At 59.6% G+C, this 25,201-nt stretch carries 22 protein-coding genes; 11 read left to right on the top strand and 11 right to left on the bottom strand.

The window, feature by feature from the left end:
- Positions 1-43: 43 nt before the first annotated feature.
- Entirely contained in the window at positions 44-610 is a 567-nt protein-coding gene (locus BMZ67_RS10570) for a cytochrome P460 family protein (protein WP_092022384.1), read from the top strand.
- 41 nt (positions 611-651) lie between these two features.
- Here BMZ67_RS10570 and dgt read toward each other — a convergent pair whose 3' ends face one another.
- Entirely contained in the window at positions 652-2,181 is a 1,530-nt protein-coding gene (dgt, locus tag BMZ67_RS10565; RefSeq protein WP_092022382.1) for a dGTPase, read from the bottom strand.
- 126 nt (positions 2,182-2,307) lie between these two features.
- Between dgt and BMZ67_RS18730 the strand changes: the two genes are divergently transcribed.
- Positions 2,308-3,375, top strand: coding sequence for a DUF6231 family protein (locus tag BMZ67_RS18730; protein WP_245749951.1), 1,068 nt, complete (start codon positions 2,308-2,310; stop codon positions 3,373-3,375).
- A gap of 6 nt (positions 3,376-3,381) precedes the next feature.
- Here the strand turns inward: BMZ67_RS18730 and BMZ67_RS10555 are convergent, their stop codons facing one another.
- From BMZ67_RS10555 to putA, 6 genes are all read right to left on the bottom strand, one after another.
- On the bottom strand, positions 3,382-3,687 hold the full coding sequence (locus tag BMZ67_RS10555; protein ID WP_245749950.1) for a hypothetical protein: 306 nt from the start codon (positions 3,685-3,687) through the stop codon (positions 3,382-3,384).
- A 92-nt stretch (positions 3,688-3,779) separates the two neighbouring features.
- Positions 3,780-4,250, bottom strand: a complete 471-nt coding sequence (locus BMZ67_RS10550; protein WP_092022380.1) for a hypothetical protein — start codon at positions 4,248-4,250, stop codon at positions 3,780-3,782.
- 3 nt (positions 4,251-4,253) lie between these two features.
- Entirely contained in the window at positions 4,254-5,006 is a 753-nt protein-coding gene (locus BMZ67_RS10545; protein ID WP_139214359.1) for a hypothetical protein, read from the bottom strand.
- A 63-nt stretch (positions 5,007-5,069) separates the two neighbouring features.
- Positions 5,070-6,083 carry an AAA family ATPase gene (locus BMZ67_RS10540; protein ID WP_092022376.1) on the bottom strand — a complete coding sequence of 338 codons (1,014 nt, stop codon included), beginning with the start codon at positions 6,081-6,083 and terminating at the stop codon, positions 5,070-5,072.
- The gene (pnuC, locus tag BMZ67_RS10535) at positions 6,083-6,688 is read right to left on the bottom strand and encodes a nicotinamide riboside transporter PnuC (RefSeq protein WP_092022375.1); all 606 of its coding nucleotides are present in this window, start codon (positions 6,686-6,688) and stop codon (positions 6,083-6,085) included. Before pnuC ends, BMZ67_RS10540 begins: the two co-directional genes overlap by 1 nt.
- Positions 6,689-6,832: 144 nt before the next feature.
- Complete coding sequence (putA, locus tag BMZ67_RS10530; protein WP_092022373.1) at positions 6,833-10,456, bottom strand: bifunctional proline dehydrogenase/L-glutamate gamma-semialdehyde dehydrogenase PutA; 3,624 nt, start codon at positions 10,454-10,456, stop codon at positions 6,833-6,835.
- Between the two features lie 267 nt (positions 10,457-10,723).
- Between putA and BMZ67_RS10525 the strand changes: the two genes are divergently transcribed.
- The 4 genes from BMZ67_RS10525 to BMZ67_RS10510 all read left to right on the top strand — a co-directional run bounded on the left by BMZ67_RS10525 (position 10,724) and on the right by BMZ67_RS10510 (position 14,334).
- Complete coding sequence (locus tag BMZ67_RS10525) at positions 10,724-11,176, top strand: Lrp/AsnC family transcriptional regulator (protein ID WP_092022371.1); 453 nt, start codon at positions 10,724-10,726, stop codon at positions 11,174-11,176.
- Between the two features lie 2 nt (positions 11,177-11,178).
- On the top strand, positions 11,179-11,790 hold the full coding sequence (locus BMZ67_RS10520; protein WP_092022369.1) for an ABC transporter ATP-binding protein: 612 nt from the start codon (positions 11,179-11,181) through the stop codon (positions 11,788-11,790).
- On the top strand, positions 11,787-12,593 hold the full coding sequence (locus BMZ67_RS10515; RefSeq protein ID WP_092022367.1) for an ABC transporter permease: 807 nt from the start codon (positions 11,787-11,789) through the stop codon (positions 12,591-12,593). Before BMZ67_RS10520 ends, BMZ67_RS10515 begins: the two co-directional genes overlap by 4 nt.
- A gap of 103 nt (positions 12,594-12,696) precedes the next feature.
- Complete coding sequence (locus tag BMZ67_RS10510; RefSeq protein ID WP_092022365.1) at positions 12,697-14,334, top strand: methyl-accepting chemotaxis protein; 1,638 nt, start codon at positions 12,697-12,699, stop codon at positions 14,332-14,334.
- 23 nt (positions 14,335-14,357) lie between these two features.
- Here BMZ67_RS10510 and BMZ67_RS10505 read toward each other — a convergent pair whose 3' ends face one another.
- Both BMZ67_RS10505 and BMZ67_RS10500 read right to left on the bottom strand, forming a co-directional pair.
- A complete protein-coding gene (locus BMZ67_RS10505) occupies positions 14,358-16,376 on the bottom strand; it encodes a protein-L-isoaspartate(D-aspartate) O-methyltransferase (protein WP_092022363.1) in 2,019 nt (672 codons plus the stop codon).
- 126 nt (positions 16,377-16,502) lie between these two features.
- A complete protein-coding gene (locus tag BMZ67_RS10500) occupies positions 16,503-17,393 on the bottom strand; it encodes a DMT family transporter (RefSeq protein WP_092022361.1) in 891 nt (296 codons plus the stop codon).
- A 175-nt stretch (positions 17,394-17,568) separates the two neighbouring features.
- Here BMZ67_RS10500 and BMZ67_RS10495 point away from each other — a divergent pair, with 175 nt between their 5' ends.
- Complete coding sequence (locus BMZ67_RS10495) at positions 17,569-18,276, top strand: AzlC family ABC transporter permease (RefSeq protein WP_092022359.1); 708 nt, start codon at positions 17,569-17,571, stop codon at positions 18,274-18,276.
- Positions 18,269-18,601 (top strand): branched-chain amino acid transporter permease, encoded by a 333-nt coding sequence (locus BMZ67_RS10490; protein ID WP_092022357.1) that lies wholly within the window; start codon positions 18,269-18,271, stop codon positions 18,599-18,601. Before BMZ67_RS10495 ends, BMZ67_RS10490 begins: the two co-directional genes overlap by 8 nt.
- A gap of 22 nt (positions 18,602-18,623) precedes the next feature.
- Here BMZ67_RS10490 and BMZ67_RS10485 read toward each other — a convergent pair whose 3' ends face one another.
- On the bottom strand, positions 18,624-19,613 hold the full coding sequence (locus tag BMZ67_RS10485) for a GlxA family transcriptional regulator (protein WP_092022355.1): 990 nt from the start codon (positions 19,611-19,613) through the stop codon (positions 18,624-18,626).
- Positions 19,614-19,758: 145 nt separating this feature from the next.
- Here BMZ67_RS10485 and BMZ67_RS10480 point away from each other — a divergent pair, with 145 nt between their 5' ends.
- Together BMZ67_RS10480 and BMZ67_RS10475 are read left to right on the top strand one after the other, a co-directional pair.
- Entirely contained in the window at positions 19,759-21,561 is a 1,803-nt protein-coding gene (locus tag BMZ67_RS10480; RefSeq protein ID WP_092022353.1) for an acyl-CoA dehydrogenase, read from the top strand.
- A complete protein-coding gene (locus BMZ67_RS10475; protein ID WP_092022351.1) occupies positions 21,561-22,340 on the top strand; it encodes a crotonase/enoyl-CoA hydratase family protein in 780 nt (259 codons plus the stop codon). The genes BMZ67_RS10480 and BMZ67_RS10475 overlap by 1 nt, the downstream gene beginning before the upstream one ends.
- Before the next feature lie 50 nt (positions 22,341-22,390).
- On the opposite strand, the gene efpL is transcribed toward BMZ67_RS10475, so the two are convergent.
- Positions 22,391-22,957: an elongation factor P-like protein EfpL gene (gene efpL, locus BMZ67_RS10470; RefSeq protein ID WP_092022349.1), complete on the bottom strand. Its 567-nt coding sequence runs from the start codon at positions 22,955-22,957 to the stop codon at positions 22,391-22,393.
- Between the two features lie 268 nt (positions 22,958-23,225).
- On the opposite strand from efpL, the gene BMZ67_RS10465 reads away from it, so the two are divergent.
- Positions 23,226-25,193, top strand: a complete 1,968-nt coding sequence (locus tag BMZ67_RS10465; protein ID WP_092022347.1) for an AarF/UbiB family protein — start codon at positions 23,226-23,228, stop codon at positions 25,191-25,193.
- The last annotated feature ends 8 nt before the right edge of the window (positions 25,194-25,201 follow it).

Below are 25,201 nucleotides of genomic sequence, written 5' to 3'. Positions count from 1 at the left end.
AGATGTCAATGATCGACACTCACCAAAGGAAAGGAGTCAAACCATGACCGTTACCAAATCGCTGGGAACATCCCTGGCCCTCGTGCCGCTGGTATTGGCCTGCTGGAGCACGCTGGCCCACGCGGCTGAACCGGCGGATACAACCTTCCGGGATTACGTAGACACTGAGGGGAACATCACCCTGCCCATGGATGCCCGCCAGAGCTGGGTTCACCTCGGTTCATGGGTGGTCAATGATGCCGAAGCACCGGGCGCAGGCTTTCACGATGTATACACGCAACCCGAAGCCGCACAGGCCTACCGTGAGAGCGGCGAATTTGCCGACGGGACGGTTCTGATCAAGGAAATCCGCAACATCGAATCCGGCACCAAAACCACCGGCCCCGCCTTGTGGGCAGGCGACACCCAGATCTGGTTTGTCATGGTCAAGGACACCCAGAGCCGGTTCGACAGCCCTCACTGGGCGAATGGCTGGGGCTGGGCGCTGATCAAGCCAGACAACCCCATGCTCAACGTATCGGAAAGTTTTGAGCAGACCTGCCAGGGCTGCCATATCCCTGCACAGGAGACTGACTGGGTCTTTGTGGAAGGCTACCCTACCCTGAAGTAGTGCACTGGCCCCACCGACTATGCGGTGGGGCGTGCTTAGCCTTACAGCGGTCCCAGGGCAGACAAGGTACGGAATTCATCCAGGGCGAACTGGTCGGTCATACCGCTGACCATGTCCTGCAACAGCCGGCAGCGACAGTAACACTCCCACAACTCGGCACTGGCATTGTCCGGCTGCTCGGAGCGCATGGACTCATAGGCTTTGACGTGTTTCGCAGGCAGGCGCTTGAACAACCGGCTTTCAATCAACAGCCCTTTGCTGCTGCCACCCCGAAGCCGGTCGAAGGCATCCAGGTCCAGGTCCAGCAGGGGCCGGTAGTGCTCCAGCAACCCGGTGATGATGCGGTAGCCCTGCAACTCCAGAGTTTCCACCTCGGGAACCGAGAACACCTTCTCCACCGCCACGGTTTTGAACGTCTCGATCACACTGTGGCAAGGTGAACCGTCCTCCAGCAAGGCCCGGTTCAGGCGACCATGGAACACCTCGCTTATATGCTCAATGAAAGCCTCGGCGGCATGATTGACCAGGGGGTGGATAAGCTTGACCCGCAGCCAGACAAAAAACTCGTGATCTTTATTGATGGTTTCCCGGTTGGCGCGCTCAAGCACCTCATCCACCAGCTGGGCAAAAGACCTGGCTTCGCCAAAGTTCCGAAAGTGCGGGGCGTCCGCATCATTGGGCCTCGCCTGGGCATAGGCTGACTTGAGCGCATCTGCCAGTACCGGGAATGACATCAGTCCCTTATCGACGCCGTCTTCCAGGTCTGCCAGGCAATAGGAGATATCATCAGCGGCCTCCATGATGTACGCCAGCGGGTGACGGCAGCCGGGCGCCATACCCAGGGCCTGCTGCATCTGCCCGACAAACGTTCGCTCCGAATAGTAATAGCCAGGCTTTTTCTGCAGATAGTTGAAGGCCGAGCCGTCCCCAGGCCGGGGCTCGGTCGCAACCCGCGTGTACTTGAACACAGCCGCAGACTGCACAAAGGTGAGGTTCAACTTTTGCAGGCGGCTGATCAGGCGAATGGCCTGGGCATTGCCTTCGAAGCTACCCAGCTCACGGAGCAGTGCATCCCTCAGTTCGGCAGGCCCCGCCACGTCGGAGAACGGGCCCAGTTCATGGGCATGGCGCTGGAACCAGCGAGAGATCGCCGCCTCGCCAAAGTGCCCGAAGGGTGGATTGCCAATGTCGTGCATCAGGCAGGCCATCTCCACCAGGGACTCCATGGCCCGCTCCAGTCCCTTGAGGCCATACGCCTCGGCCCGCGCCCCCAGTTTTCGGAAAATAGTGCGAACGATAAAACGCCCGGTTTGCTGCACCTCAAGGGAGTGGGTCAGCCGGCTGCGAACCGCCGCGTTGTGCTCCAGGGGAAACACCTGGGTTTTCTGCTGCAGGCGGCGAACCGCTGCAGAATTGATGATGCGCCCCCGGTCACTCTCAAGCTGATCCTCAAGCACCGCAACGCCACCGGCCTTCAGACTGTAATCTGCCGAGCCGTTACTCCGGGCACGATTATAGGGGCGTTCAAGGGAGAATCGGGACGCAAAATCCAGGGTATCGGTTCCGGACATCGGGCAAGTTCCTGTCGGCAATGGGCAGCAGCCGGACAGCTTACCACTCCCCCCGGGGAGAAACAGCCGGAGCCCCACGACCTGCAACCGTCTATAATCAACGTTCGACCATCATCAGGCTGAACAATGACCGACCAAATCTGTAACCGGCACCTCTCTTTCGAGGGCACCGCCTACGAGCTCCTGGAAAGCCACCCCGGGGTGTTTTCCCCCTGGGACTACGGGATCGAGCCTGAAGATGTGGAAACGTCGAACGGATCAGGCTACGAACTGTACTTAAAAGTGGAAGACAAACGCTTGTTCGTTGACTGCCTGGTCGTTGGCTATATTCCCCCAAAGCCAGCAAGACTCCGGGCTGACAGCACTGACCCACTGGATCAACTGCTGGGCGAAAAAGCCCCGCTGCCGCTACTGAACGGTGTCAGGCCGGAGAAACTCAACGCCAGCTACTGGCACTACAGCGACGTGAACCTGGCGCTGGACTACACCGGTACCCTGGTGGCGGGCACTGGCAAAGACGTTCTGGAGCTGACATTTAAGGCGGGACAGCTCGTGGCGACCCAGGCCCGGGCAGTCCCCGAGCATGCACCGGATATCCTCAATGACTTGCCGCCCCCCGAGCTTCAACCACCACAGCCGGTCGAATACGGCAGCCCCATAACCGATCCCTGTGACCTCCCCTTCGACTCGCTCCTTGACGTACCTCTTTACAATCCCGACGCCACGGATGAGGTTCTGGCCCAGATCATTGGGGCTTGCCAGCCAAAGGTTATGCTCAGTTGCGGTCACACCGCCGAAAGCCTCTGCCAGCGTTGGCAGCAAAGCGTTGCGGATGTCCACCTGACCGCCCTGGATAGCACAGCGCCCAACGCCGCGTTTCCGTTGTCCGTCGTTCCGGATCTGGCGCTGGTGTCGGACACCCTGGAGCAACTGTCGAGAGAGGAAGGAATTCTGTTGATGGGGCAGCTACGCAACTATGGCAGCCACCAGATTGCGGTGCTGGTCAGCGACAGCGCCGGCTGGACACTGACGGATTTCACCAGCCTGGGGTTCCGCCGCCATGCCCAGCTGCAAACCGCCAGTGGTCCTTACACGTTGTATACCTACAACCTGGACAGTTACAACCACAAGCGCAGCTGGAACAATCCGGACCACTGGGCCAACCCCGAGATGTGGGGCAAGGCATGGTGGTAATGTCGATTAAAGCGGCTGACAGCCTCGCACAGCCAGGGCGATGTTAGCGCTGGCTTTAATCTGCTCATAGTAGCCATCAGCGGAACTCATGCCCTGCTGGGCCATAGAACCAGCCGTGGGGTTAACCAGCTGGGTCAGGTCCGCCAGCGCCTTGGCCGACTGCTTGTCAGACTGGTACGCATCGAACGCATTGTAAATCTTGTCACAGGTAACGCCATTGCCATCCGTTGCGGCAGACGACACGTAACCGGAGGTCTGGCAACCGGTCAGGGCAAAAACGGACAGGGCGGCACTGAAAACGGCTTTTTTCAAGGGTCGATACCTCACATGTGATCGGAGATGGCCTCACGGCCAACCAAAACGGCCGGCGATTATAGCAAGGACGCAGCTGAATAACTGCCGAATCATCTGCACTCCCGCGCATAACTTACCCGGCAGAACTCGGCCAACTGCTGCCCCCGCTCCTCCATTTCGCGCAGACCACCGCGCTTGAACAGGCAAATACGCTGACCATCCGTCAGCACGACCATCAGGTCATAGCCGCGAACCTCCGTCACCGAGTTGGTGACGCAGAAACCTGCCAGGCGCGCCAGTGGCACCTCCATCCGTGCAATCGTGTAGATGCTGCGAATGCTGTGGCACAGGGTTCCCTTGTCCCAGTCAACCACCAGTCGGTGGCGACAAAAAAAGGCGTGCCATGCCAGGGTTCCCGCCATCGCCCATCCCATGATGAGCGGAAACTGCAGTTCCAGCCCGCCAAACAGCACCAATGGCACCACGACCACCAGCAACGGCAAGCCCATCACCCAGGCCCAGCGACCAAACGAAAGTGTGGCTCGAACCGGGGAAGTCGATTTCCAATGCCCAAACGCCATGTTCTAGCTCCTCACCCAGGCAAGTACAAACCCGATCAATGCCAACACCGGCAATGGAATGGCCAGTTTCAGCAGCACCGCCTGATCCCACAATGACTGGTAGCGCATATCCGCTGAGATACTGGCAGTAGCGGACGCCTGCGGCCTCTTTTGTTGCTTTTCTTGCTCAGGCTGCTTGGGCTGGCTCGGCTGACTGGATACCTCAGACTCCTGCTGGCTGTCATCAGCCAGGGGCCGCGTTTCCGGCCAGGCGGCCACCCGGTCCATCGCCTGCACGCCATAGCCGTCCCTGAGCAGGGCGGCCAACTGACGGGTTTCGGCGGCACTGCCAATGGTGTACCGGTGCTCCAGCAGCTCCAGCTGGCAGCCTTCGGAAAGGGCAGCAATGGGGGCGACCACCACACGGGTCTCACCGAGCGGCACCCGCTGGTGCTCCCGGGCCCGCAGCCCCCACCAGCTTCGCATCTCCCGCAACACGCCCTGCTCCTTATCAAACACCAGGTGCTGGCGTACCCCCAAAAAAACCAGACAGAACAAAGACAGGCACACGCTCACGATGGCGTAAAATATCTGTTCACCACCATCCAGCACGAACGCCATAACAAGCGGAGAAGACAACGTCACCAGACCGATCAAGCCCCAGATCACCCGGGTCATCTGACGCCTGCCAGCAAAGTAAGGCCGCCCCTGGGGGTCCAGCTTCAGGTGCCATCGGGCACCCTTTCCCAGCTTTGAGTATTGCGACTGCATAGACATATTTAGACCTATCATCAATAACTTATAGCCAACGGCATGGTAGCGATAGCCCGTCCAATCCGGCTATTTCCGGGAATCTTCCAGCAAGGCGGCCACCGCTTCCCGAGCCATGGCGGCCCGGTCATCCCATACAGCCCCCTCGACGATCCGGTAGGGCAGCGCCAGTGAATCCAGCCAGTGTTGCAGGCGCTCGAAGAACCATTGCCGCACACGGTCGTCGCCGCTGTAGCGAGTGCCATCATCGTGCCACGACACATCCGGCCGCAGCAGGAGGTAATACTCCGCCGGCTCCCAGCCCTCCAGCAGCTGGCGAAGCCCTTCCGGTATCTCGCCCAGCAGGTACTCCGCCCATACCAGAGTCTGCAGCAGGTCGGTGTCCTCAAACACGACCGGGCCGGCCCTGCGGACAATTTCTTCCCGCAGGGTCACATGCCCCTGTGCCAATTGGACAAAGTCCTCCGCCGCCCAGCCGGCCCCCTGTTTGAACATGGCGTCGTAGAGCCGGCCATATTCGGGGATATGCAACGACTGGAATTCACCGGCCAATAACTCACTCAAGGTTGACTTGCCAACACTTTCCGGCCCCAGCAGGCAAACCCTGAGCTGGTAGTAGGGTCTGACCGCAGGCGGCAGGTAGGTCCAGTTAGCGGCCGGATTCTGGCGAATGCGGGTGGCCGAGATCGGCACGGTGATACGGTCGATATCCAGCACCAAAGGTGCCGCCTCCAGCTCGGAAGCCAACCGGTGCACGTACTCCTCGGAGCCGAACACCAGGTCGATTGGCTCGGGGTGCAGCTCCCGAACGGTTCTGCGCCAGATCGGCCAGAACTCGGGGTGATCCTTGGGTTCCTGGGGAATGTCCCGGTGCAGGTGCACTACCCGAACGTTTGGCTTGACGCTGTCGCTGACCCAACGGAACCGAAGCCGGCCGGGAATGGGTTCGCAGTCACGGGTGCAGACCATCACCGTCAGCTCATCCACCAGTCCCGCAGCAACGTCACAGAGGTACAGGTGGCCGGCATGGAACGGCATGAACTTGCCTAACAGGAAACCACGGCGCCGAGGTACAGCGGTCATCACGCGACCTCAGCAACCGCCGCCCGGCGGCTGGCCCGTTGCCACTGCACCATGCCCAGCACAGCCAACACCAGGAACACCCCGTACAGAGCTGCGGTAGGTGTCAGGTCACGGGCAGCGAACAGGCCAATGGCCAAGACGTCCACGGTGATCCACAGATACCAGCTCTCAACATGACGACGGGACATCAGGAACTGGGCCAGCACACTCAGAGCGGCAATGGCGCCATCCCAGTAGGGGTAGGCAGCGTCGGTAAAATGGCTCATCAGGCTGGATAGCGCCAGCCACCCAGCCAGGGTCAGCAGCAGGTAAGCCGCGTAGTGTTGCCGGGGTAAATAGCGCACACGAATCCGGCCATCATCCCCCTGTCCCTGCAACCAACACCAGACCCCATAGATCTGGATAAAGAAGAAGTACACTTGCAGCAGGGCGTCACTGTAGAGCTGGTAGTCGTAGAAGATCTTGGCGTAGAGCACCACCATCAGGAACCCGAACGGGTAGTTCCACATCGAACGACGGATAATCAGCAATACGTTGAGTAAACCACACGCCACTGCGACCATCTCGATGGGACGCGAGCCCACCATTTGCACCAGAAAGTCCATTTCGACCCCGTTTACCGACCTGTAAAGCCCGATAGTAAACAAGAGCTTACGATGGCGATCAAGGGTTATCGGGGAAATAAAAAACGCCCGGGCAGTTTCCTGACCGGGCGTTCCTGGCTCCCTATGGGCGTTACGGTGCGTCGTTTATTCGGACGCAGCAATCAGGCTGGCGTTACCACCGGCCGCAGTCGTATCGACGCACAGATGGCGCTCCAGCACGAACCGCTGTGCCAACGTCTGCTCCGTGATCAACGGCAACAGCGCGCCGTCGCGTTTGGCCAGCGCCACCCGGTAATCCCTCAGCAGCGCCTGGGAGGCGACACTGACAACCGCTTCAAACCCGGTCACGGTCGCCAACGCTTCAGGCTCCAGCTGACCATTCACCGCAACCACCGGCAAGCCAGCCGCTGCCGCTTCGGCGACGGTTTTCTCAACATCCGACGCGACCACAACCACTTTGTTACCCTGAGACAGAGCGGTAGCCACCTGAATCAACGCCGATTCGCGGTCAGGGCCGAGACAAAGAACCACGCCACGGGCATGGCAGGTCAACCGGTTCAGCTCTCCCGTGGGTCCCGGCATGTCTTCGGGATTCGCATCCAGCGGGGCTGGAACTACACCAAAGATCGGCTTCAGCAGTGCTTCCCGTTCCCCGGACTGGGGCGCATTCATCGCCGCTACCTGGCCAATCAGCCGTTGCAGGCTGTCCGCGGTAACTGCCTTACCGGTTGCCTGTGCAGACCCGACAGCCACCGGAGCCTTCAGGAAACGACGTACATAGTGTGGCCCACCGGCTTTCGGTCCGGTGCCGGACAGGCCCTCGCCACCAAACGGTTGCGACCCAACGATCGCGCCAATCTGGTTGCGGTTAACGTAGATGTTGCCCACCTTCATACGGCTGGTAATCCGCTCAACCCGACGGTCAACCCGGCTGTGGATACCGAAGGTCAGGCCATAGCCTTTGGCGTTGACCGCATCCACGACCTTGTCGATGTCACGGGCTTCGAAGGTTGCTACATGCAGCACCGGCCCGAAGATTTCTTCTTCCAGCTCCTCAATCCCATTCACCTTGATCACTGTCGGCGATACAAACAGCCCCTGCTCCGGTACCGGCAGCTTCTTCATCAACCGGCCCTTGCGCTCAAACGCCTCACAGTGGGCGTCGATACGCGCCTTGGCGACCTGATCAATAACCGGCCCCACATCGGTGGACAGCGCCCACGGGTTACCCAGCACCAACTCATCCATGGCGCCGTACAGCATTTCCAGCAGGTGGTCGGCAATGTCCTTCTGGACGTACAGCATGCGCAGTGCCGAACAGCGCTGACCGGCGCTCTGGAACGAGGACGCCAGCACATCCCGCACCACCTGCTCGGGCAGTGCGGTTGAGTCCACGATCATGGCGTTGAGGCCACCGGTTTCCGCGACCAGCGGGGCATCGGGCGCCATGGTGTTCGCCATGACCCGGCTGATACGCTGCGCGGTCGCCGTCGAACCGGTAAAACATACGCCCGCGATACGGGCATCGGAGGTCAGCGCGGTACCAACCGTCGCGCCGGAACCCGGCAACAGCTGAACCGCCGCCTTCGGGATACCGGCTTCGTGCATCAGTTCCACCGCACGGGCGGCAATCAGTACGGTTTGCTCCGCCGGCTTGGCGATGACGGCATTACCGGCCGCCAGGCTGGCCAGCACCTGACCGGCAAAAATGGCCAGGGGGAAGTTCCACGGCGAGATACAGCAGATCACACCACGGGCCTCACCGCTATCCTTGTAACGCAACCCTTCGTTGGCGTAGAACTCGGCAAAATCCACCGCCTCGCGGATCTCGGCAATCGCATCCAGCAGTGACTTACCCGCTTCCCGGGTCGCCAGGGCGAACAGCTCACTGGCGTGCTCTTCGAACAACAGGCCGACCTTGCGGATACAGGCCGCACGGTCTTCCGGGTGCATACCGGACCAGACTTGGAAACCCTCCTGGGCCTCGGTAATCGCCACTTCGATATCAACCTCGGCTGACTGGGTGACCTCGCCAACAACATCGTTCGGTACCGCCGGGTTGCGGATAACCTGAATCTCGGCGCCGGTCACATCCCCGGCAATGACCGGGCCGCCTTTCCAACGGTGGTTCAGGAAGGCACCCCGTCCGGCATCCAATTCCGCAACCGTGACCGGATCGGTGATATCCCACCCTTTGGAATTGCGGCGCTCCGAACCAAACAGGTCCGCCGGGCGCACAATTGCCTTGCTCGAAATATCGTTGCCCATGGCCAGTACGGTGGACACCGGGTCCGCCGCAATCTGTTCCGGCGTAATGCGGGTATCGACAATCTGGTTCACGAAGGAGCTGTTGGCCCCGTTTTCCAGCAAGCGCCGAACCAGGTACGCCAGCAGGTCCTGGTGGGCACCAACCGGAGCGTAGATCCGGCAGGGAACGCCACTTTCCCGGATAACCTGGTCATGGAGGGACTCACCCATGCCGTGGAGGCGCTGGAACTCATAGCAGTCACGGCCCTTGGCCAGTTCCAGGATGGCCGAAACGGAATGGGCATTGTGGGTGGCGAACTGCGGGTAAATCCGGTCCGTCATTGCCAGAAGCTTAGTGGCGCAAGACAGATAAGAAACATCGCTGCACGCTTTACGGGTAAACACCGGGAAGTCTGTCAGGCCCATGGTCTGGGCGCGCTTGATCTCGGCATCCCAGTAGGCACCTTTTACCAGACGCACCATGATACGACGGTCCAGTTTTTCGGCCAGCGCATACAGCCAGTCGAGGGTGTATGACGCGCGCTTGCCAAAGGCCTGCACCACGATACCAAAGCCATCCCAACCTGCCAGTTCGGGGGAGGCCAGCACCGCTTCAATCACATCAAGCGACAGGTCCAGCCGGTCCGCTTCCTCGGCATCAATGTTGAAGCCCATATTGGCCGCACGGGCGAGCTTGGCCAACTCCAGGGTCCGCGGCACCAGTACCGCCATCACTTCGTCCTTGTGGCCATACTCATAGCGGGAGTGGAGAGCAGAAAGTTTCACCGAAATACCGGGATTTTTCCGGACGTCGCCAACACAGGCGGGGCAGATGCGCTCAATCGCATCGGCATAGGCCTTGTGATAACGCCGGGCATCCGTGTCGGTGCGGGCCGCTTCGCCCAGCATGTCGTAGGAGTAGGTGTAACCGCGCTCAACATAGCTCTTGGCCCGGGACTGGGCTTCGTCAATGTCGCGCCCCAAGACGAACTGGCGGCCCATTTCTTTCATGGCCTGACCGGCTACGGTACGAACGACCGGCTCTCCCAGACGCTTGAGCAGTTTACGAAGGGTATCTCCCACCGTTTGACGCTCGGAGTCCTTGAGCAGGTTGCTGGTCATCAGCAGCGCCAGCGTGGTGGAGTTGATCAGGGACGAGGACGCCTTGCCAACGTGAGCCCCCCAGTTCCCGGAAGTAATCTTATCTTCAATCAGTTCCTGAATAGTCATGCTGTCAGGAACCCTTAGCAGGGCCTCTGCCAGACACATCAAAGCCACACCTTCTTTGGTGGTCAGGCCGTACTCAGCCAGGAACTTTTCCATGATGGTCGGCTTGGCACTGCCGCGAACATTACGCACCAGATCCGCAGCACGGGCAGAGATGGCGTCACGAACCTCCTGTGACAACCCGGCATCAGCAATCAGCTTGTGGATCACCGAATGTTCGTCTGCCAGGTAGTGGTTCCGAATGGATTGACGAATGTCGATCAGGTCGTGAGTCGCTGATTGCTGCGGATTCATAGGCGTAACCTCTTGCGGAGTTTTTCTCAGGCAAGCATTCTATCGAGACAGCCAAAGCCTATTTACCCATTAAACAACCATTCTATGTAACTTTTAACCTTTTTAACCGATCACTTTATTCGATTATACTTTTAGAACTCGTTTTTTAGACAAAAAGACTTTTAGCGCCCTGAGCGCGATCAAAAAAAGCTGCATATACAAGCACATGGCGCTGGCCACACCACACACCGTCAAACCGGTTAACAGGCATGGCAGGAGACACCCACAATGACTGAACTGGACCGAATCGACCGCGCGATCATCCGCGAGCTGCAAAAGAATGCCCGGGTTACCGTGACAGAACTCGCCTCGCGGGTAGGCCTCTCCAAGACACCGTGCCAGGTTCGTATGCGCCGGCTTGAGGATCAGGGCTTCATTACCGGCTACACCGCCCTGGTGGACCAGGCCCGGTTTGGACTGGACCACATTGCCTTTGCCCAGGTCACCCTCCACGACACCAGCAGCAAAACGCTGGAGGCCTTTAATAATGCAGTTAAGCAGATTGCGGCAGTGGAGCAATGCCACATGATCGCCGGTAACTTTGACTATCTGCTGAAAGTGCGCACCCGCAACATGGAGGAGTACCGGCAGGTGCTGGGCGAACAAATCTCAGCCCTGCCCCAGGTGCTTCAAACCAGCACCTTTGTGGTGATGGAGAACGTCAAGGAGCGGGGGCTCTGACCATGCAATCACCCATGCTTGAGCTGAACACAGTTCAAACGGACATCATCAGCTCCAAACACCTGGCCGCCGCCAGCGGTGAACGGGTGCTGCTCAGCGGCCCCTCCGGGTCCGGCAAAAGCTATTTCCTGCGTATTCTGGCTGACCTGGTGCCCTGGCAGGGCGCCATCAGTCTGAATGGCAAGCCTGCCTCAGCCATCCCTGGGCCGGAGTGGCGTCAGCGGGTGATGCTCGTGCCTTCGGCAAGCCACTGGTGGCAACCCTTGGTTGAAGACCACTTTACCCACCCCTCCGATGCACCGCTTGAAGCGCTCGGGCTGGACCGAGGTATTCTGAAAAAGGACCCGCAATACCTGTCGAGCGGAGAGCGGCAGCGCCTCGCCCTGCTCAGGGCACTTGACCGTAAGCCAGCTGTCCTGTTGCTGGATGAACCCAGCGCCAACCTGGACCCGGAGCGAACCGGCCAGATGGAAACGTTGCTGAACGACTGGTGCAAAAAAACGCCGGGCCTGTTGGTCATGACCAGCCACGACCCGGCGCAACGCACGCGGATGGCTGACCGGCTCTGGCAGATCCGCGGTGGCCAGGTCATCGACACGGGGGAGCATGCATGAATGCTCCCGAACTCAGCCTGCTCGACCTGGGCTTGGCGGCCCTGATCGTCGTCGCCACCGCCGGCTTCGTACGCCCCCTGAGTAAACGAAGCGCCAACGGCCTGCTGGTTGGCATGGCACGAATGAGTCTGCAGCTTGCGCTGATTGGCCTTGTGCTCAAGGCACTGTTTGAGAACGTCACCCCCTACTGGGTTCTGCTGGTGTCACTGGTGATGCTGCTGGCCGCAGGCCGGGAGGTCATGGCCAGGCAGCACTACCGCCGCCACACGCTGGCCGAATGGCGCAACGGGCTGTTTGCCATGGCGGCAGGTTCGTTCTCACTGACCCTGCTCGCGTTGCTGGTCATGATCGACCACGATCCGTGGTATCACCCGCGTTTTGCCATTCCCTTCCTGGGCATGATGCTGGGCAATACCATGACTGCCATCGCCCTGACCATCAGTCGCATTCTGGAAGGGGCACACCAACAAAGGGCTATCCTTGAGGAGCGGCTGGCTCTTGGCGAACGCTGGCAGGACGCAGCGAGCACTATTCGCCGGGATGGCATCCGCCAGGGGCTGATCCCGGTCATCAACATGATGGCCGCCAGCGGTATTGTCAGCCTGCCCGGCATGATGACCGGTCAACTGCTGGCCGGCGCCGACCCGGTCAATGCGGTCAGTTATCAGATACTGATCATCCTGCTGATTGCTGGCGGCACCACGACCGGCATCCTGGTCGCCTCACGCCTGACACTCAAGCAGCTGTTTGACGAGCGGCACCGCTTGCGCCTCGATCGCTTCCGTGAGGAAAAGGAACAGTAAAGTTTTAACCTGTTGCGCCGATACTTCATGTATGGAGCGGTCACGTACCGCTGAAGTACCGGCGCCCTCCCCCGCCCCCTACCAATAACGAAACAGGAAAACCATGGTGCTGAACAAAACCAAGATTAGAACCCGTTTGCTGTTGTCCTATGCCATTCCTGTCATCACTGTCATCGCCATTACCCTCTATAGCTGGAGTGCATTCAGCACCATCGAGAAGAGTGTTCTCTCTCTGTACGACGACCGGGTAGTGCCGCTCCAGCAACTGAAATCGATTTCCGACAGTTACGCCGTCAACGTCATCGACGCCGTCAACAAGGCCAATGCCGGATTGATCTCCTCTACCGAGGCCACCCAAGCCATCCGCGCAGCCGAGGACACCATCCAGGGGGAATGGACCCGTTACCTGGCCACCCAGCTGACGGAGGACGAAGAGAAGTTGGCGTCTGAGAGCGAGCGCGCCCTGACGCGAGCCAATCAAGCAATTGAAACCGCTGTACAGACCCTGTCTGGAATCAACGGCAGTGCCTCGGGCCGCCTGAGCAGCCTGATCGGACCGCTGTACCAAGCCATTGACCCGGTGACCGGGAAGATCGACGCCTTGATGCAACTGCAGCTCGACGAGGCCGCGAACATTCGCGATGCCAGCTTGGCGCTCCATGATCGAACCGTCGTGATTCTGTTTGTTGGCGCTATGGTCCTGCTGCTGGTGATGCTGGCCCTGGGTTTGTTGATAGGCCGCTCCATTTCCAGCCCCATTCAGTACCTCCAGCAAATGATTCTTCGTATCGCCGACAACTCAGACCTGTCACTCCGTCTGACAGTAACCGGTACCGATGAGATTTCCGCCACCTCGTCCTCGCTCAATACCATGCTACAGAAAATGGAAGGGCTGGTTCAGCGGCTGTCGGGAGCCACAGCCGAAGTAGCCTCGGCTGCCGAAGAAATGTCTGCGGTCAGCAACCAGACCCAGCAGTCCATCGCCAGCCAGGCCGAGCAGACCGACCAGGTCGCCACCGCCATGAATCAGATGAGTGCGGCCAGCCAGGACGTAGCCCGTAGCGCCAACGAAGCCCAGTCTGCCGCCAACAACGCCGACGAGCTCTCTGAAGAAGGCCGCCAGAAGGGGCAGGACAACCGCCGCCGCCTGGAAACACTGTCTTCCGAGGTTGCCAACATTGTCGAGGCCATTCGCAGCCTTGCCGACCAGAGCCAATCCATTGGCCGGGTAATCCAGGTGATCAATGAAATTGCCGAACAGACCAACCTGCTGGCGCTGAACGCCGCCATTGAGGCTGCCAGGGCCGGTGAGCAGGGTCGGGGCTTTGCTGTGGTTGCCGATGAGGTCCGCTCGTTGGCCCGTCGTACCCAGGACTCCACCGAAGAAATCGAAGCCATGGTTAAAGCACTGCAGTCGCAGAGTGAAAAAGCCGTGGTAGCCATGGAAGGCGGTCAGCAGGAAGTTGAACAAAGCCGGGACCAGGTCATAGAAGTGGCCGACATTCTGGAGCGGATTGGCGCCGCCATTGAGCACATCACCAGCATGGGAACGCAAATCGCCAGCGCTGCAGAGGAGCAATCCGTTGCCAGCGATCAGGTCAGTGCCAACCTGACCCAGATTGTGGAAATGGCCGAACAGACACGGACAGGTGCAGACCATACCGCACAAGGCAGCCATGACCTCGCGCGACTGGCGGCAGAGCTTCAATCAATGATGGCCGAGTTCAAGGTGTCAGCGTAACCGCAGACGCCCGTTCCTTGTGGCTATACCCCGAAAGGGTAAGTGTCCGGCATGCCCCTGAGCGACCCGGTTGCCAGGGGCGTCACCGCCCGAGTCTGATCCAGCCAGACGTATTCATCAAACTGACCAGGTAACCGGGTCTCGAAATAGTGACTCTGCCGCTCGGTTTCCGGGCGATAGATCACCCCGATCGCACGTTCCAGATGCCGGGTATTCAATCCGTTCAGCAACACCGCGTCCCCCTGACGCAGTGGCAACATGAACCGCGACACTCCAGACTGGTGGCACAGTGATTCTATGCTGCCATCCAGGGCTGGCCGCACCTGTTTGATCTCCATTGGCCGCCCCCAGTCTGAAGCTGCCGCGACCGTGCCACTGTGGGTTCCAAAGCCAATGCTATAGACCTGTTGACCATAGCGTGCCCGGCAAAGCCGCCCTATGTTGAACTCACCCCGCAGCGCCATATCCGTCGCCTCGGAATCGCCGATGTGGGAGTTGTGTGCCCATACCACCGCTCGACTGTTCTCACCGTGATGATCGAGCAGGTTCTCAAGGGTCTCAAACATATGAGTATCCCGCATGTTCCAGGCACTCCGTGAACCATAGAACATGGTTCGGTAATACTCTTCGGCATTGGCAACCAGCCGGGCATTCTGCACCGTATTGAGGAACCGCTCCCCATTGTGTTCAGCGTAGAGGCGGTGTTTGGCCTGAAGGTCCCGCAGCATGTCCAGCACCGGTTGCTCGCAGGATTCATAATCAGGATTCAGGGCCGCCCGGGCATACGCGCCCGGATCAGTCTGGTAGGGCGTCAGGCAACCATAACGCTCACGGGCAATGGCCGCGACTTTAGGGTCGACATCATCGAGGTACCGGAGAATCGCCTGTATCGAGTTATACAGGCTGTATAGGTCCAGGCCATGAAAGGCCACCCGGCGTTCAGCTGGAAGCGGCGCGTTGTAGGCTCGCAACCAATCCACAAACCCGCGAACCTCTTCGTTTCGCCACATCCAGGTCGGGAAACGGGCAAACGCGATCCACTCAGAGGCGGGGTATTCTGCGTGGCGAACATAATGGTCAACCCGGGCCGCATCGGGCCAGTCGCCTTCAATAGCAATGAACGAAAACCCTTTCTGCTCAATCAGCGCCCGGGTAATACGCTCTCGAATCAGGTAGAACTCTGAGGTGCCATGACTGGCTTCCCCCAGCAGCACGATTCTTGAGTCGCCAATCCGTTCAAGCAAACCTGCCAGTGGCAGATTTTCCTCGTTATCAAAGCCCTGGGCCACTGCGGCGATGCGTTGGGACAGCGTGGTCTCGCGGTCCAGCATAACCCACTGACCAAAAGGCGTACTGGCACTCAGCTCCTCTGCCTGCCAACCAAACGACGCCTTCAGCGGCAGGAAATTGATGTCGGCCAGATCATCGTACCGGTACTCGCCCTCCGATTCCCGGGTAATACACACCAGCTCCTGAATCCGGGCATCTGACCCCAGAGGAATGACCATGCGCCCGCCGATCTTCAGCTGATGGAGCAATGCATCGGGAGGTTTCAGACCACCAGCCGTGACCACAATCGCATCAAAAGGCGCCTCGCCCGGGCACCCCTGGCTGGCGTCGCCGAGCAGGACGTGAACGTTACTGATACCTTCGGCAGCCATTTCTTCCCGAGCCTTGTCACAGAGTTCCGGAATACGCTCGATACTGAACACCTGCTGGGCGAGATGACCGAGAACCGCTGCCAGGTACCCCGACCCCGCGCCAACATCGAGCACCTTTTCGGTGCCTGTCAGGGCCAATGCATCGGCCATCAGGGCAACAATGTAGGGCTGGGGCATCAGCTGGTTCGGACCGACCAGCAGAGCGGTATCGTGGTAGGCAAACTCCGCCAGTTCCCGGGGCAGGAAGGCCTCGCGCCTCACCTCCCGCATAGCCTGGAGTACCGATGGCGTGACGATGCCTCGAAGCTCTACCTGACTGGCGACCATGGCTTGCCGGCAGGCGGCCAAGTCGGAGGGAGTGGTTTTGCTGGCTTGTCCCATGATCGATACCCCTTTCCAGACAGAAAAGTGGACAGTTCATGCTGAAAACGCCAACAGCATGAACACAATCATAGACCCCGATTCACCGACTTTCACGCAACGCCCGATGGGTTCCAGGAGGGTTGGTTAGCCGGATTTTCTGGGCACCACCACCAACGCAACACCAGTAATTGAAAGTGCGCCACCCGCCATGGCCAGCAACCCCAGACGCTCATCAAACGCCCAGTAAGCCTGCAGTGCGGTGACCGGCGGCACCAGGTAGAACAGGCTGGCCACCTGGTTGGCAGCGCCCCGACGGATCAACCACATCAAAAGCAGGATAGCGCCGATCGAAACCCCAAGAACCAGCCACGCCATCGACAGCTGAAGTTGCAGATGCCACTCCACCGCCCGGGTCTCCCAGCCAAATGCGCCAACCGCGAACAGCGCCGCCGCGGCGCCATACTGGATGATGGTGCCCGGCACCAACTCCACATGGGTGCCGAACCGTTTCTGGTACACCGTTCCCAGCGAAATACCCACCAGCGCCAGGGCTGCCCAGGCCAGGGTCCAGAGCGGAAACGACCCGGCTGCCGATGTCGGGCCACCCAGTTTCTCGGCAATCACCAGGGCGACCCCGACCAGCCCCAGCAGCAACCCGAGCCACTGCCGGGCGGCGATGCCTTCCCTCAACACCACAACGGCGGCCACGCCGGTGAGCAGAGGCTGCAGGCCAACAATCAGGGAAACCACCCCGGACGGCATACCCCCCTGGATGGCGTAGTAGACCCCACCCAGATAGCAGCCATGCACCAGCACCCCGGTCACCGCCAGGTGGCCGACACTTCGCCACTCCGGCCACCTGACTCGCAACCACCAGGCCAGCCCGGCTAACAACGCGAGGGTTAACAGCATGCGAATCAGCAGCAGGGTAAACGGTTCGGCATAGGGCAAACCGTACTTGGCACCAATGAAGCCAGTGCTCCAGAGCCAGACAAACAGGGCGGGGATCAGAAAGCTGTGGAGGATGGAGCGCATGGGTCACCCGGAAGACAAAGCACCGACCCTAAACGGTTGCCAGACCAGAAAACAGGTACAGTTAAGGGCTATTCATACCGTACAGATTAGACCTTGGTCCGAGCCTTTGCAGCGGCCTTTAAAAGCCTGTCAGGATTGGCTATTCTCGCGCGCTTACTCGTCTTTTGGGGTAGCCATGCAACAACTCGCCTTTCGACTCACTCTGCCGATCCTGTTCGGCTATATCCCCCTGGGTATGGCATTCGGGGTACTGTTTAGCACCCAACTGGACTACGCCTGGTGGATTGCCCCACTGATGGGTGTTTTTGTCTACGCCGGTGCCGGTCAGATTCTCGCCGTCAGCCTGCTGGCGGCGAACGCCGGGTTGCTGGAAGTGTTTGTGGCGATGTTCGTGCTGAATGCCCGACACCTGTTCTATGGCCTGTCGTTGCTCGGACAGTTCCGCGGTGCCGGGTGGCGAAAGGCTTACCTGATCTTCGGACTGACCGATGAAACCTACTCGCTGCTGACCAGCCGCCCCCGTGGCAGAGACCGCCAGCACGAACAGCAGCTGGATTTCCGCATTAGCGCGCTCAATCAATTCTACTGGGTCATCGGCTGCGGTATTGGTGCACTTCTGGGCGAGACTGTGGCGTTTGACAGTACCGGCATTGAGTTCGCGCTGGTCGCACTGTTTATTGTATTGACCATTGAGCAGCTCAAGGCACTGGGTGACAGCGTTCCGGTCTGGATTGGTGCCCTGGCCGCTGCCGCGGCCATGATGCTTTTGCCCCATGCCCATCAGCTGATCGGTGCCATTGTTATCGTCACCCTGGCGCTGCTGGTTCAGTACTACCGGGCACGACAAAATGAACTGGCGGAGGCACCGAGCAACCATGGCTGACACCTACTACATCGCCGCATTCATTGCCGTAACCACTCTGGCGACCTTCGCCACCCGGGTGATTCCGTTCCTGTTTTTTGAACGCCATACCGAACACCCCCTGGTCAAGCATTTGGGACGCTACTTGCCGGCGGCGGTGATGGCCCTGCTGGCCACCATCTTCCTGCAACGCTCCGCCGACTGGTCCACGCCCACCCTGGGGTTGGATGCGCTGGTACCGGGGGCGCTGGTGGTGGTCATCCACCTGTGGCGGAGAAATGCCCTGTTGTCCATCGCGGCCGGCACCGCGGCTTATATGGTCATCCAGCAGACCGGATGGCTCTAGCCCGTTCTCAGTGCGCCTTCAGTTAACTGAACCGTGCCCGGTAAGCCCCGGGCGCAAGGCCCGTGTGTTTACGGAACAGACGGCTGAAGGAACTCACATCCTCGTAGCCCACTTCCCGGGTAATGGTTTCCAGACTGGCGCCGGAAGATTCCAGCCGCCGCCGCGCTTCCTCGACCCTCAGCAACTGCAGGTAGGCCGTGGGCGAATCCCCCGTTGCCAGTTTGAAACGTCGTAGCAACGAGCGCTCCGTCAGCCCGGCCTGCTCGGCCAGAGCCGCCAACGTGACCGGGTCCCGATAGTGTTGGTCCAGCCAGTCCTGAAGCCGGAGAATGGAGGCATCGGTGTGGTAGCGTTTGGTTTGCAGCACACTGTAGGGCGCCTGACTGTTACGCCCGACGTCGATGACGAAGGCCTTGGCCAGCTCCCGCGCCACCTCGGCGCCGACAAAGCGCTCCACCAGGTAAACACCCAGGTCCCACCACGCCACCCCACCGCCGGAACAGGCCACAAAACCGTCCACCGTCACCATTTGTTCCGGGTGCAGACTGACCTCAGGAAAGCGCTGGCGGAACTGGTTGCTGAAGCCCCAGTGAGTCGTCGCCTGACGCCCATCCAGCAGCCCGGCTTCAGCCAGCAAAAAGGCGCCCGTGCAATTGCTGGCCACCCGAACCTGGCCCGAGTCGGCCTGGACAAACGCCGACAACCAGGTAATCAGGTCCGGATTGTTCCGCAGCACCTGGTCGATGGGGGCGCCAATGGTCGGAACGATCACCAGGTCATCAAGAGTACCGGGGTCAAGGTCCTGCCAGGCGCCATCCGCCACCAAACGGAGACCATTGATGCACCGGCAGGGTTCGCCATCACGGGTCAGCAGACGGGTCTGAAAGTATGGTGTAGGCGACTCACCATGAATCCTGGCCCAGGTTACGCCGGCCAGACGGAACAGGTCGATCACGCCAGTAATGGCGCTGGCGAGGGCGCCGTCAAAACCGATAACCGTGACCACCTGCATAGCAACTCCTGCAGCCTGACTGTGTGCAACCACACAAAATGGCGATATTGACCAAGATTATGTCATATATGCCAATGTTACGAGAGGCTAGAATTATGAGAGCCTATAAAGCTAAACCAACCCGGATCAACGAAGAGATCGCCCCATGACCGACACCCTGATCGACCGCCGCGACCTGGCCTTCCAACTGTATGACGTGCTGGATACCGAGGCCCTGCTCCAACGGGAGCGTTTCAGTGAACATAATCGCGACACCTTCGATGCGGTGATCGAAACCGCCGACAAGATGGCCCGGGAGACCTTCGCCAATCACAACAGCATCGCCGACAAGAACGAACCCCGCTTCGTCGACGGCGAGGTCCAGATGATCCCGGAAGTAAAACAGGCGTTCGACGCTTACGCCGAAGCAGGCTTTATCGCCGGTCGCCACGACTACGAGCTGGGCGGTATGCAGTTGCCGGACTCGATCATGACCGCCTGCAACGGTTTCTTCACGGCAGCCAACCCAAGCACAGCGGGCTACCCCTTCCTGACCACAGCCGCCGCCAACCTGGTCCGGGTCTTCGGCAGCGATGAACAACGCAGTACCTACCTGCCCCACATGCTGTCCGGCCGGTTCAGCGGAACCATGGCACTGACCGAACCCCACGCAGGTTCCAGCCTGGCGGATATCCGCACGTCCGCCTCCCCGACCGACGAAGGCCATTACCTGATCAAGGGCGCCAAGATTTTCATTTCTGGCGGCGAACAGTCCATCACCGAGAACATCGTTCATATGGTGCTGGCCAAGATCAAAGGGGCACCCGCCGGCGTTAAAGGAATCTCTCTGTTCATCGTGCCCAAGTTCCGGGTAGATGCCGAGGGCAACCCTGGTGAGCGCAACGGTGTCAGCCTCGCCGGCCTGATTCACAAACTGGGCTATCGGGGCACCACCTCTACAGCGCTCAGTTTCGGCGACGATGCACCCTGTTACGGTTATCTGGTGGGCAAGCCCCATCAGGGGCTGAAGTACATGTTCCAGATGATGAATGAGGCCCGACTGGGTGTGGGCACCGGCGCCGCGGTGATTGGCTATCGCGGCTACATGCACAGCCTGGAATACGCACGGGATCGCCTGCAGGGCCGCAAGCCCTCTGAGAAAAACCCGGAAAGCCCCCAGGTGCCGATCATCGAGCACGCCGATGTACGACGCATGTTGCTGGCACAGAAAGCCTACAGTGAAGGTGGCCTCACCCTGTGCCTTTATGGGGCACGACTGTTGGATGACCTGCACACTCACCCCGAGGAACAGAAACGTCAGGAAGCCGGCAAGCTGCTGGACCTGCTGACCCCGGTGATCAAGGCCTGGCCATCAGAGTACGGTCCCAAGGCCAACGACCTGGCCATCCAGGTATACGGTGGCGCCGGTTATACCCGTGAGTACCCGGTGGAACAGTGCTGGCGCGACAACCGCCTGAACCCGATCCATGAGGGCACCAACGGCATCCAGGCGATGGACCTGCTTGGCCGCAAGCTCTGGCAAGACCAAAGCCATGGTTTGCAGATCCTGTTGCAGGAAATGCAGGTCGACCTCAAAGATGCCATCAGCGATCGCTGCCAGGCCTGGGCCCTGTCCCTGAGCGAAACCCTCCAGCAGGCCGTGAGGGTCACTCAGGACCTCGGCAAGACCCTGATGAACGGCGACCCGGACAAGGTTCTGGCCAATGCCTCCTGCTACCTGCACCTGTTCGGCAACATCATCGTCGCCTGGATGTGGCTGCGCCAGGCCAATGCCGCCAACCTCAAGCTGGCGTCTGCCAACACCGACGAAGAGCGCAACTTCTACACCGGCAAACTGCAGGCAGCGCAATACTTCTTCCACTGGGAACTGCCAACGGTGGCCCAGGACCTGGTCCTGCTGCGCAACCAGGACGACACCTGCCTCAACATGAAAGCGGAGTGGTTCTAATGTCTCTGATTACGTTGGAAAAACGCGGGCACATCCTGCTGATTGGCCTGAACCGCCCGGACAAGATGAACGCCATGAACCGGGCGATGTACCACGATATTGCCAAAGCCTATTACCAGCTCGAACATGACCCGGAACTGCGGGTAGGCCTGCTGTACGCTGAAGGTGATCACTTCACCAGCGGCCTCCAGCTGGACGACTGGGCCGGGGTGTTCGCCAATGGCACCGGCATTGAGCCCGGCGAAGGCGAACTCGACCCGTTCCATATTGTCGGCGAAGGGCTTAGCAAGCCGGTGGTCTTCGCCGCCCAGGGCATCTGTTACACCTGCGGTGTTGAGATGATGCTCAACACCGACATTCGGGTGGCAGCCAAGGGCACGCGCTTCGCGCAACTGGAGGTCAAACGGGGCATCTTTGCCTGTGGTGGCGCCACGATCCGCCTGCCCCGGGAAATTGGCTGGGGCAACGCCCAGCGTTACCTGCTCACCGGCGACGAGTGGACCGCAGAGCAGTCCTACCAATGGGGACTGATCCAGGAGCTGGTCGAGCCTGGTGAGCAGTTCAAAGTCGCCTTGGGCATCGCCGAGAAAATTGCCAAGGCGGCACCGCTGGGCGTCCGGGGCAGTCTGACGTCATCCAAGACAGCCGTGAGCCAGGGCCAGGAGGTCGCCAAGCAGCGCCTGTTCCCGGATCTGCAACCGGTCATGGCCAGTGAAGATGTCAAAGAGGGAATACAGTCGTTTCTGGAACGGCGGGACGCAGTCTTCCAGGGACGCTGAGAGGATGAAGGGAGGACGGCAGGTTCAGGCCCTGCCGTCCCAGGTTCCGATCAGGCGCGGCTGAGGAACTTGCGATCTTCCACGTTGACCTTGATACGGTCACCAGTGGAAATATGTTCCGGAACCTGGACCACCAGACCGGTCGACAAGGTTGCCGGCTTGGTTCTGGCGGTGGCAGAGCCACCTTTGATGGAAGGATCGGTTTCGGTGATCTCGAGTTCAACGGTGGTAGGCAAATCCAACGCCACCGGAGCATCACTCACCACAACAACCTTCAGGTCCTGCATGTCTTCGGTGATGAACAGCAGCTCATCCTCGATGGCTGCCTTGTTCAGCGAATACTGTGTGTAGTCCTCGCTGTCCATGAATACATACTCTTCCCCGTCGGAGTAGGAGAAGGTGGCCGGACGACGAACCAGGTCGGCCAGGTTCAGCATGTCCGAATCCTTGAAGGTCTGGTCGATCTTGTTGTTGGTTACCACGTCATACATACGCATACGGTAGAGGCTACCGCCGGCCCGGCCCTGAGGCACAGAACGTTCGATATCCTTCACGAAGTACACCCGACCATCGTATTCAACCGCAGAATTCTTCTTGATTTCGCTTGCTTTTGGCATTTCTCAACGCTCCAGACTGGTTCTCACACCCTTCCCCCAGAAAGCCCCTGAAGACATCCTGAAGGGAATGGCCCCCGGTTCCAAAAAAAGAAAGACCGCTGATATACCACGAAGACCGGCGACAAGCGATAGCAACAAACTCGTTTCTGCCAACTGACACCGGGCATTTAGGCCCGAAAAACGTCGCTATTTGAACTTTATCTGGCATATAGTTGACCTTCATCTGGCATAGTAGCCGCTTCCGTTTTCTACCCCGATAAGCGCAGACATGGCCGACCAGGACCACGATAAAATCATTCAGATCAGTCTCCCAGCCCTCAAAAACCGAACGGGCAGCATGATCCGCGGGGTCGGTAATTTCACCACCAAAACCGTCAGGATTCCCCAGGCATTCTGGCCGGTCGCCAAACTGCTGGCAAACAATGAACACATCACCCAGGAGGCGCTTGGGCACTCTCTGGACCAGCTGTTCACGTCGCTCTACGAACACCCGCTCAATGAGCAGTCCCGCGCTCTGACTCAGGTGCTGCGAAAATACAAACTGATTCCCAACGAAGAGACCACCGAAAACCTGATCCGCTTTGTGGTGGGTCAGGTGGTCACCCGCAGCCCCATCGAAGTTCCGGAAAGCATCGTCAACGAATTCTGGGGGTTCTTCCACGAACTGTTGGCGGCGCCAGAACTTAAAGGCCTGATCGAGCTCAATCTCGATATCATCCGCTTGGTCTTGAGAACCTACGAACCGCTGATCGTGGAGCTGGTGAACCGCCTCAAGGACATCCGCCAGGCCAACCAGGAAGGGTTGACCGATATGGGCCGCAAGGTCAGCGTGCTTCGTCGCGACCTGGTTATTCTGCGCCGGCAGATCAAGGCGATCCGTTACATCAAGCCGTTCCTGCAAACCGACCCGAAAGACTTCTCAGCGCAGGCTCAGATTGTCGCCCGAATGGTCCGCGAGTTTGGGCCGTTGTTCATCAAGATGGCCCAGGTGGCTGCCGCCAATGCCGATTTCCTGCCGGAGGAGATTGCCCGGGAGCTGGAAGTTTTCCAACAGGATGTCGACCCCATGACGCCGGATGAAGTCAATGAGGCGTTCCTGGACTGCTTTGGCAAACTTCCGACCGATATCTACTTCCAGTTCGCGGTCGATAAGCCCCTGCGCTCGGGTTCCATCGGATCGGTCTATCTGGCCAAGAAACCCGTCATTGACGAAGATGGCCTGGAGCGTCTGCAACCGGTCGTCGTCAAAGTGGCCCGCCACAACCTGGAGCGAGAGTTCCAGATGGGCAACCTGGCCATCGAGCTGATGCTGGTCAGCAGTCAGTTCTGGGCGCCCCATTCCAAACTGCTGCCGTTCCTTCACGCCTTGTCGGATCAGGTCAAGGAGTTCACCCGTGGTTTCGAACAGGAGCTGAACTTCGAGGATGAAGCCGCCATCCAGCGCCGCTTCGCCAAGCGAGCCAGCCAGGCCAGGGTATGGCATGTGCCAGACGTGTACCTCGCTACCAGCCGTATCCTGGAGATGGAGTATGTGGATGATGCGGTCTCCATCAAAGAGGCCATCCGTCAGTTCCAGGGCCGGGAGCGACGCCAGTTCCAGCGCACCCTGGGAGAAAACTTCCTGTTCACCCTGCTGGAACACATCTTCATCTACAACGAACTCCACGGCGACCTTCACCCCGGCAACATCATGGTGTCTCCTGAAGCCGAGTTGTACCTGATCGACTGGGGTAATGCTGTCGACATGCAAGGCAAATGGGGGCTGGTCCGCGATTACCTGATCAATGTGCTGGTGGCCGACCCGGAACAACTGGCGGACATCCTCATCGACATGAGCACCCAGCCGGATGCGAACCGGCTACGCCGGGACCAGATTGTGGAACGGTTGCAGGACACGCTGAGTCGCAGGGACGTTTCCCCGCTGACCGACGATGTCCTGCTGACCCTGTGGCGGGAAGGGCTTCCGGGCCTGCACCGGCGAATGCAGACCAGTATGCAGCTGATGTCCAACACCTACCAGCTGGGCATTGTCATCCGCAGCGACTACCTGCATCTGTCGCGGTCCTTCGTCGCCATGGCAGGCGCCTATATGAATATTTACGACGGGGTACCCCGCACCATCATGCTGCGGGATACCCTCAAAAGCGTCGTGCTGTTCCCCATCAACCTTGGCATGACCCGGCTCAGCCGCGGCATTGAACGGCTTCGGGGACACCAGCTTGAATACCTGGCATAGCGCCCGGT

Origin of the sequence: Marinobacter zhejiangensis, assembly GCF_900114775.1 — a bacterium.
Classification (GTDB): domain Bacteria; phylum Pseudomonadota; class Gammaproteobacteria; order Pseudomonadales; family Oleiphilaceae; genus Marinobacter; species Marinobacter zhejiangensis.
The sequence above is the reverse complement of the archived record's forward strand: the minus strand, read 5'-3'. Positions and strand labels throughout refer to the sequence as shown.

Excerpts from the sequence above, each read along its gene's own strand:
- BMZ67_RS10570 (WP_092022384.1), top strand. The coding sequence starts at position 44 with ATGACCGTTACCAAATCGCTGGGAACATCCCTGGCCCTCGTGCCGCTG.
- dgt (WP_092022382.1), bottom strand. The coding sequence starts at position 2,181 with ATGTCCGGAACCGATACCCTGGATTTTGCGTCCCGATTCTCCCTTGAA.
- BMZ67_RS18730 (WP_245749951.1), top strand. The coding sequence starts at position 2,308 with ATGACCGACCAAATCTGTAACCGGCACCTCTCTTTCGAGGGCACCGCC.
- BMZ67_RS10550 (WP_092022380.1), bottom strand. The coding sequence starts at position 4,250 with ATGGCGTTTGGGCATTGGAAATCGACTTCCCCGGTTCGAGCCACACTT.
- BMZ67_RS10545 (WP_139214359.1), bottom strand. The coding sequence starts at position 5,006 with ATGTCTATGCAGTCGCAATACTCAAAGCTGGGAAAGGGTGCCCGATGG.
- BMZ67_RS10540 (WP_092022376.1), bottom strand. The coding sequence starts at position 6,083 with ATGACCGCTGTACCTCGGCGCCGTGGTTTCCTGTTAGGCAAGTTCATG.
- pnuC (WP_092022375.1), bottom strand. The coding sequence starts at position 6,688 with ATGGACTTTCTGGTGCAAATGGTGGGCTCGCGTCCCATCGAGATGGTC.
- putA (WP_092022373.1), bottom strand. The coding sequence starts at position 10,456 with ATGAATCCGCAGCAATCAGCGACTCACGACCTGATCGACATTCGTCAA.
- BMZ67_RS10525 (WP_092022371.1), top strand. The coding sequence starts at position 10,724 with ATGACTGAACTGGACCGAATCGACCGCGCGATCATCCGCGAGCTGCAA.
- BMZ67_RS10520 (WP_092022369.1), top strand. The coding sequence starts at position 11,179 with ATGCAATCACCCATGCTTGAGCTGAACACAGTTCAAACGGACATCATC.
- BMZ67_RS10515 (WP_092022367.1), top strand. The coding sequence starts at position 11,787 with ATGAATGCTCCCGAACTCAGCCTGCTCGACCTGGGCTTGGCGGCCCTG.
- BMZ67_RS10510 (WP_092022365.1), top strand. The coding sequence starts at position 12,697 with ATGGTGCTGAACAAAACCAAGATTAGAACCCGTTTGCTGTTGTCCTAT.
- BMZ67_RS10505 (WP_092022363.1), bottom strand. The coding sequence starts at position 16,376 with ATGGGACAAGCCAGCAAAACCACTCCCTCCGACTTGGCCGCCTGCCGG.
- BMZ67_RS10500 (WP_092022361.1), bottom strand. The coding sequence starts at position 17,393 with ATGCGCTCCATCCTCCACAGCTTTCTGATCCCCGCCCTGTTTGTCTGG.
- BMZ67_RS10495 (WP_092022359.1), top strand. The coding sequence starts at position 17,569 with ATGCAACAACTCGCCTTTCGACTCACTCTGCCGATCCTGTTCGGCTAT.
- BMZ67_RS10490 (WP_092022357.1), top strand. The coding sequence starts at position 18,269 with ATGGCTGACACCTACTACATCGCCGCATTCATTGCCGTAACCACTCTG.
- BMZ67_RS10485 (WP_092022355.1), bottom strand. The coding sequence starts at position 19,613 with ATGCAGGTGGTCACGGTTATCGGTTTTGACGGCGCCCTCGCCAGCGCC.
- BMZ67_RS10480 (WP_092022353.1), top strand. The coding sequence starts at position 19,759 with ATGACCGACACCCTGATCGACCGCCGCGACCTGGCCTTCCAACTGTAT.
- BMZ67_RS10475 (WP_092022351.1), top strand. The coding sequence starts at position 21,561 with ATGTCTCTGATTACGTTGGAAAAACGCGGGCACATCCTGCTGATTGGC.
- efpL (WP_092022349.1), bottom strand. The coding sequence starts at position 22,957 with ATGCCAAAAGCAAGCGAAATCAAGAAGAATTCTGCGGTTGAATACGAT.
- BMZ67_RS10465 (WP_092022347.1), top strand. The coding sequence starts at position 23,226 with ATGGCCGACCAGGACCACGATAAAATCATTCAGATCAGTCTCCCAGCC.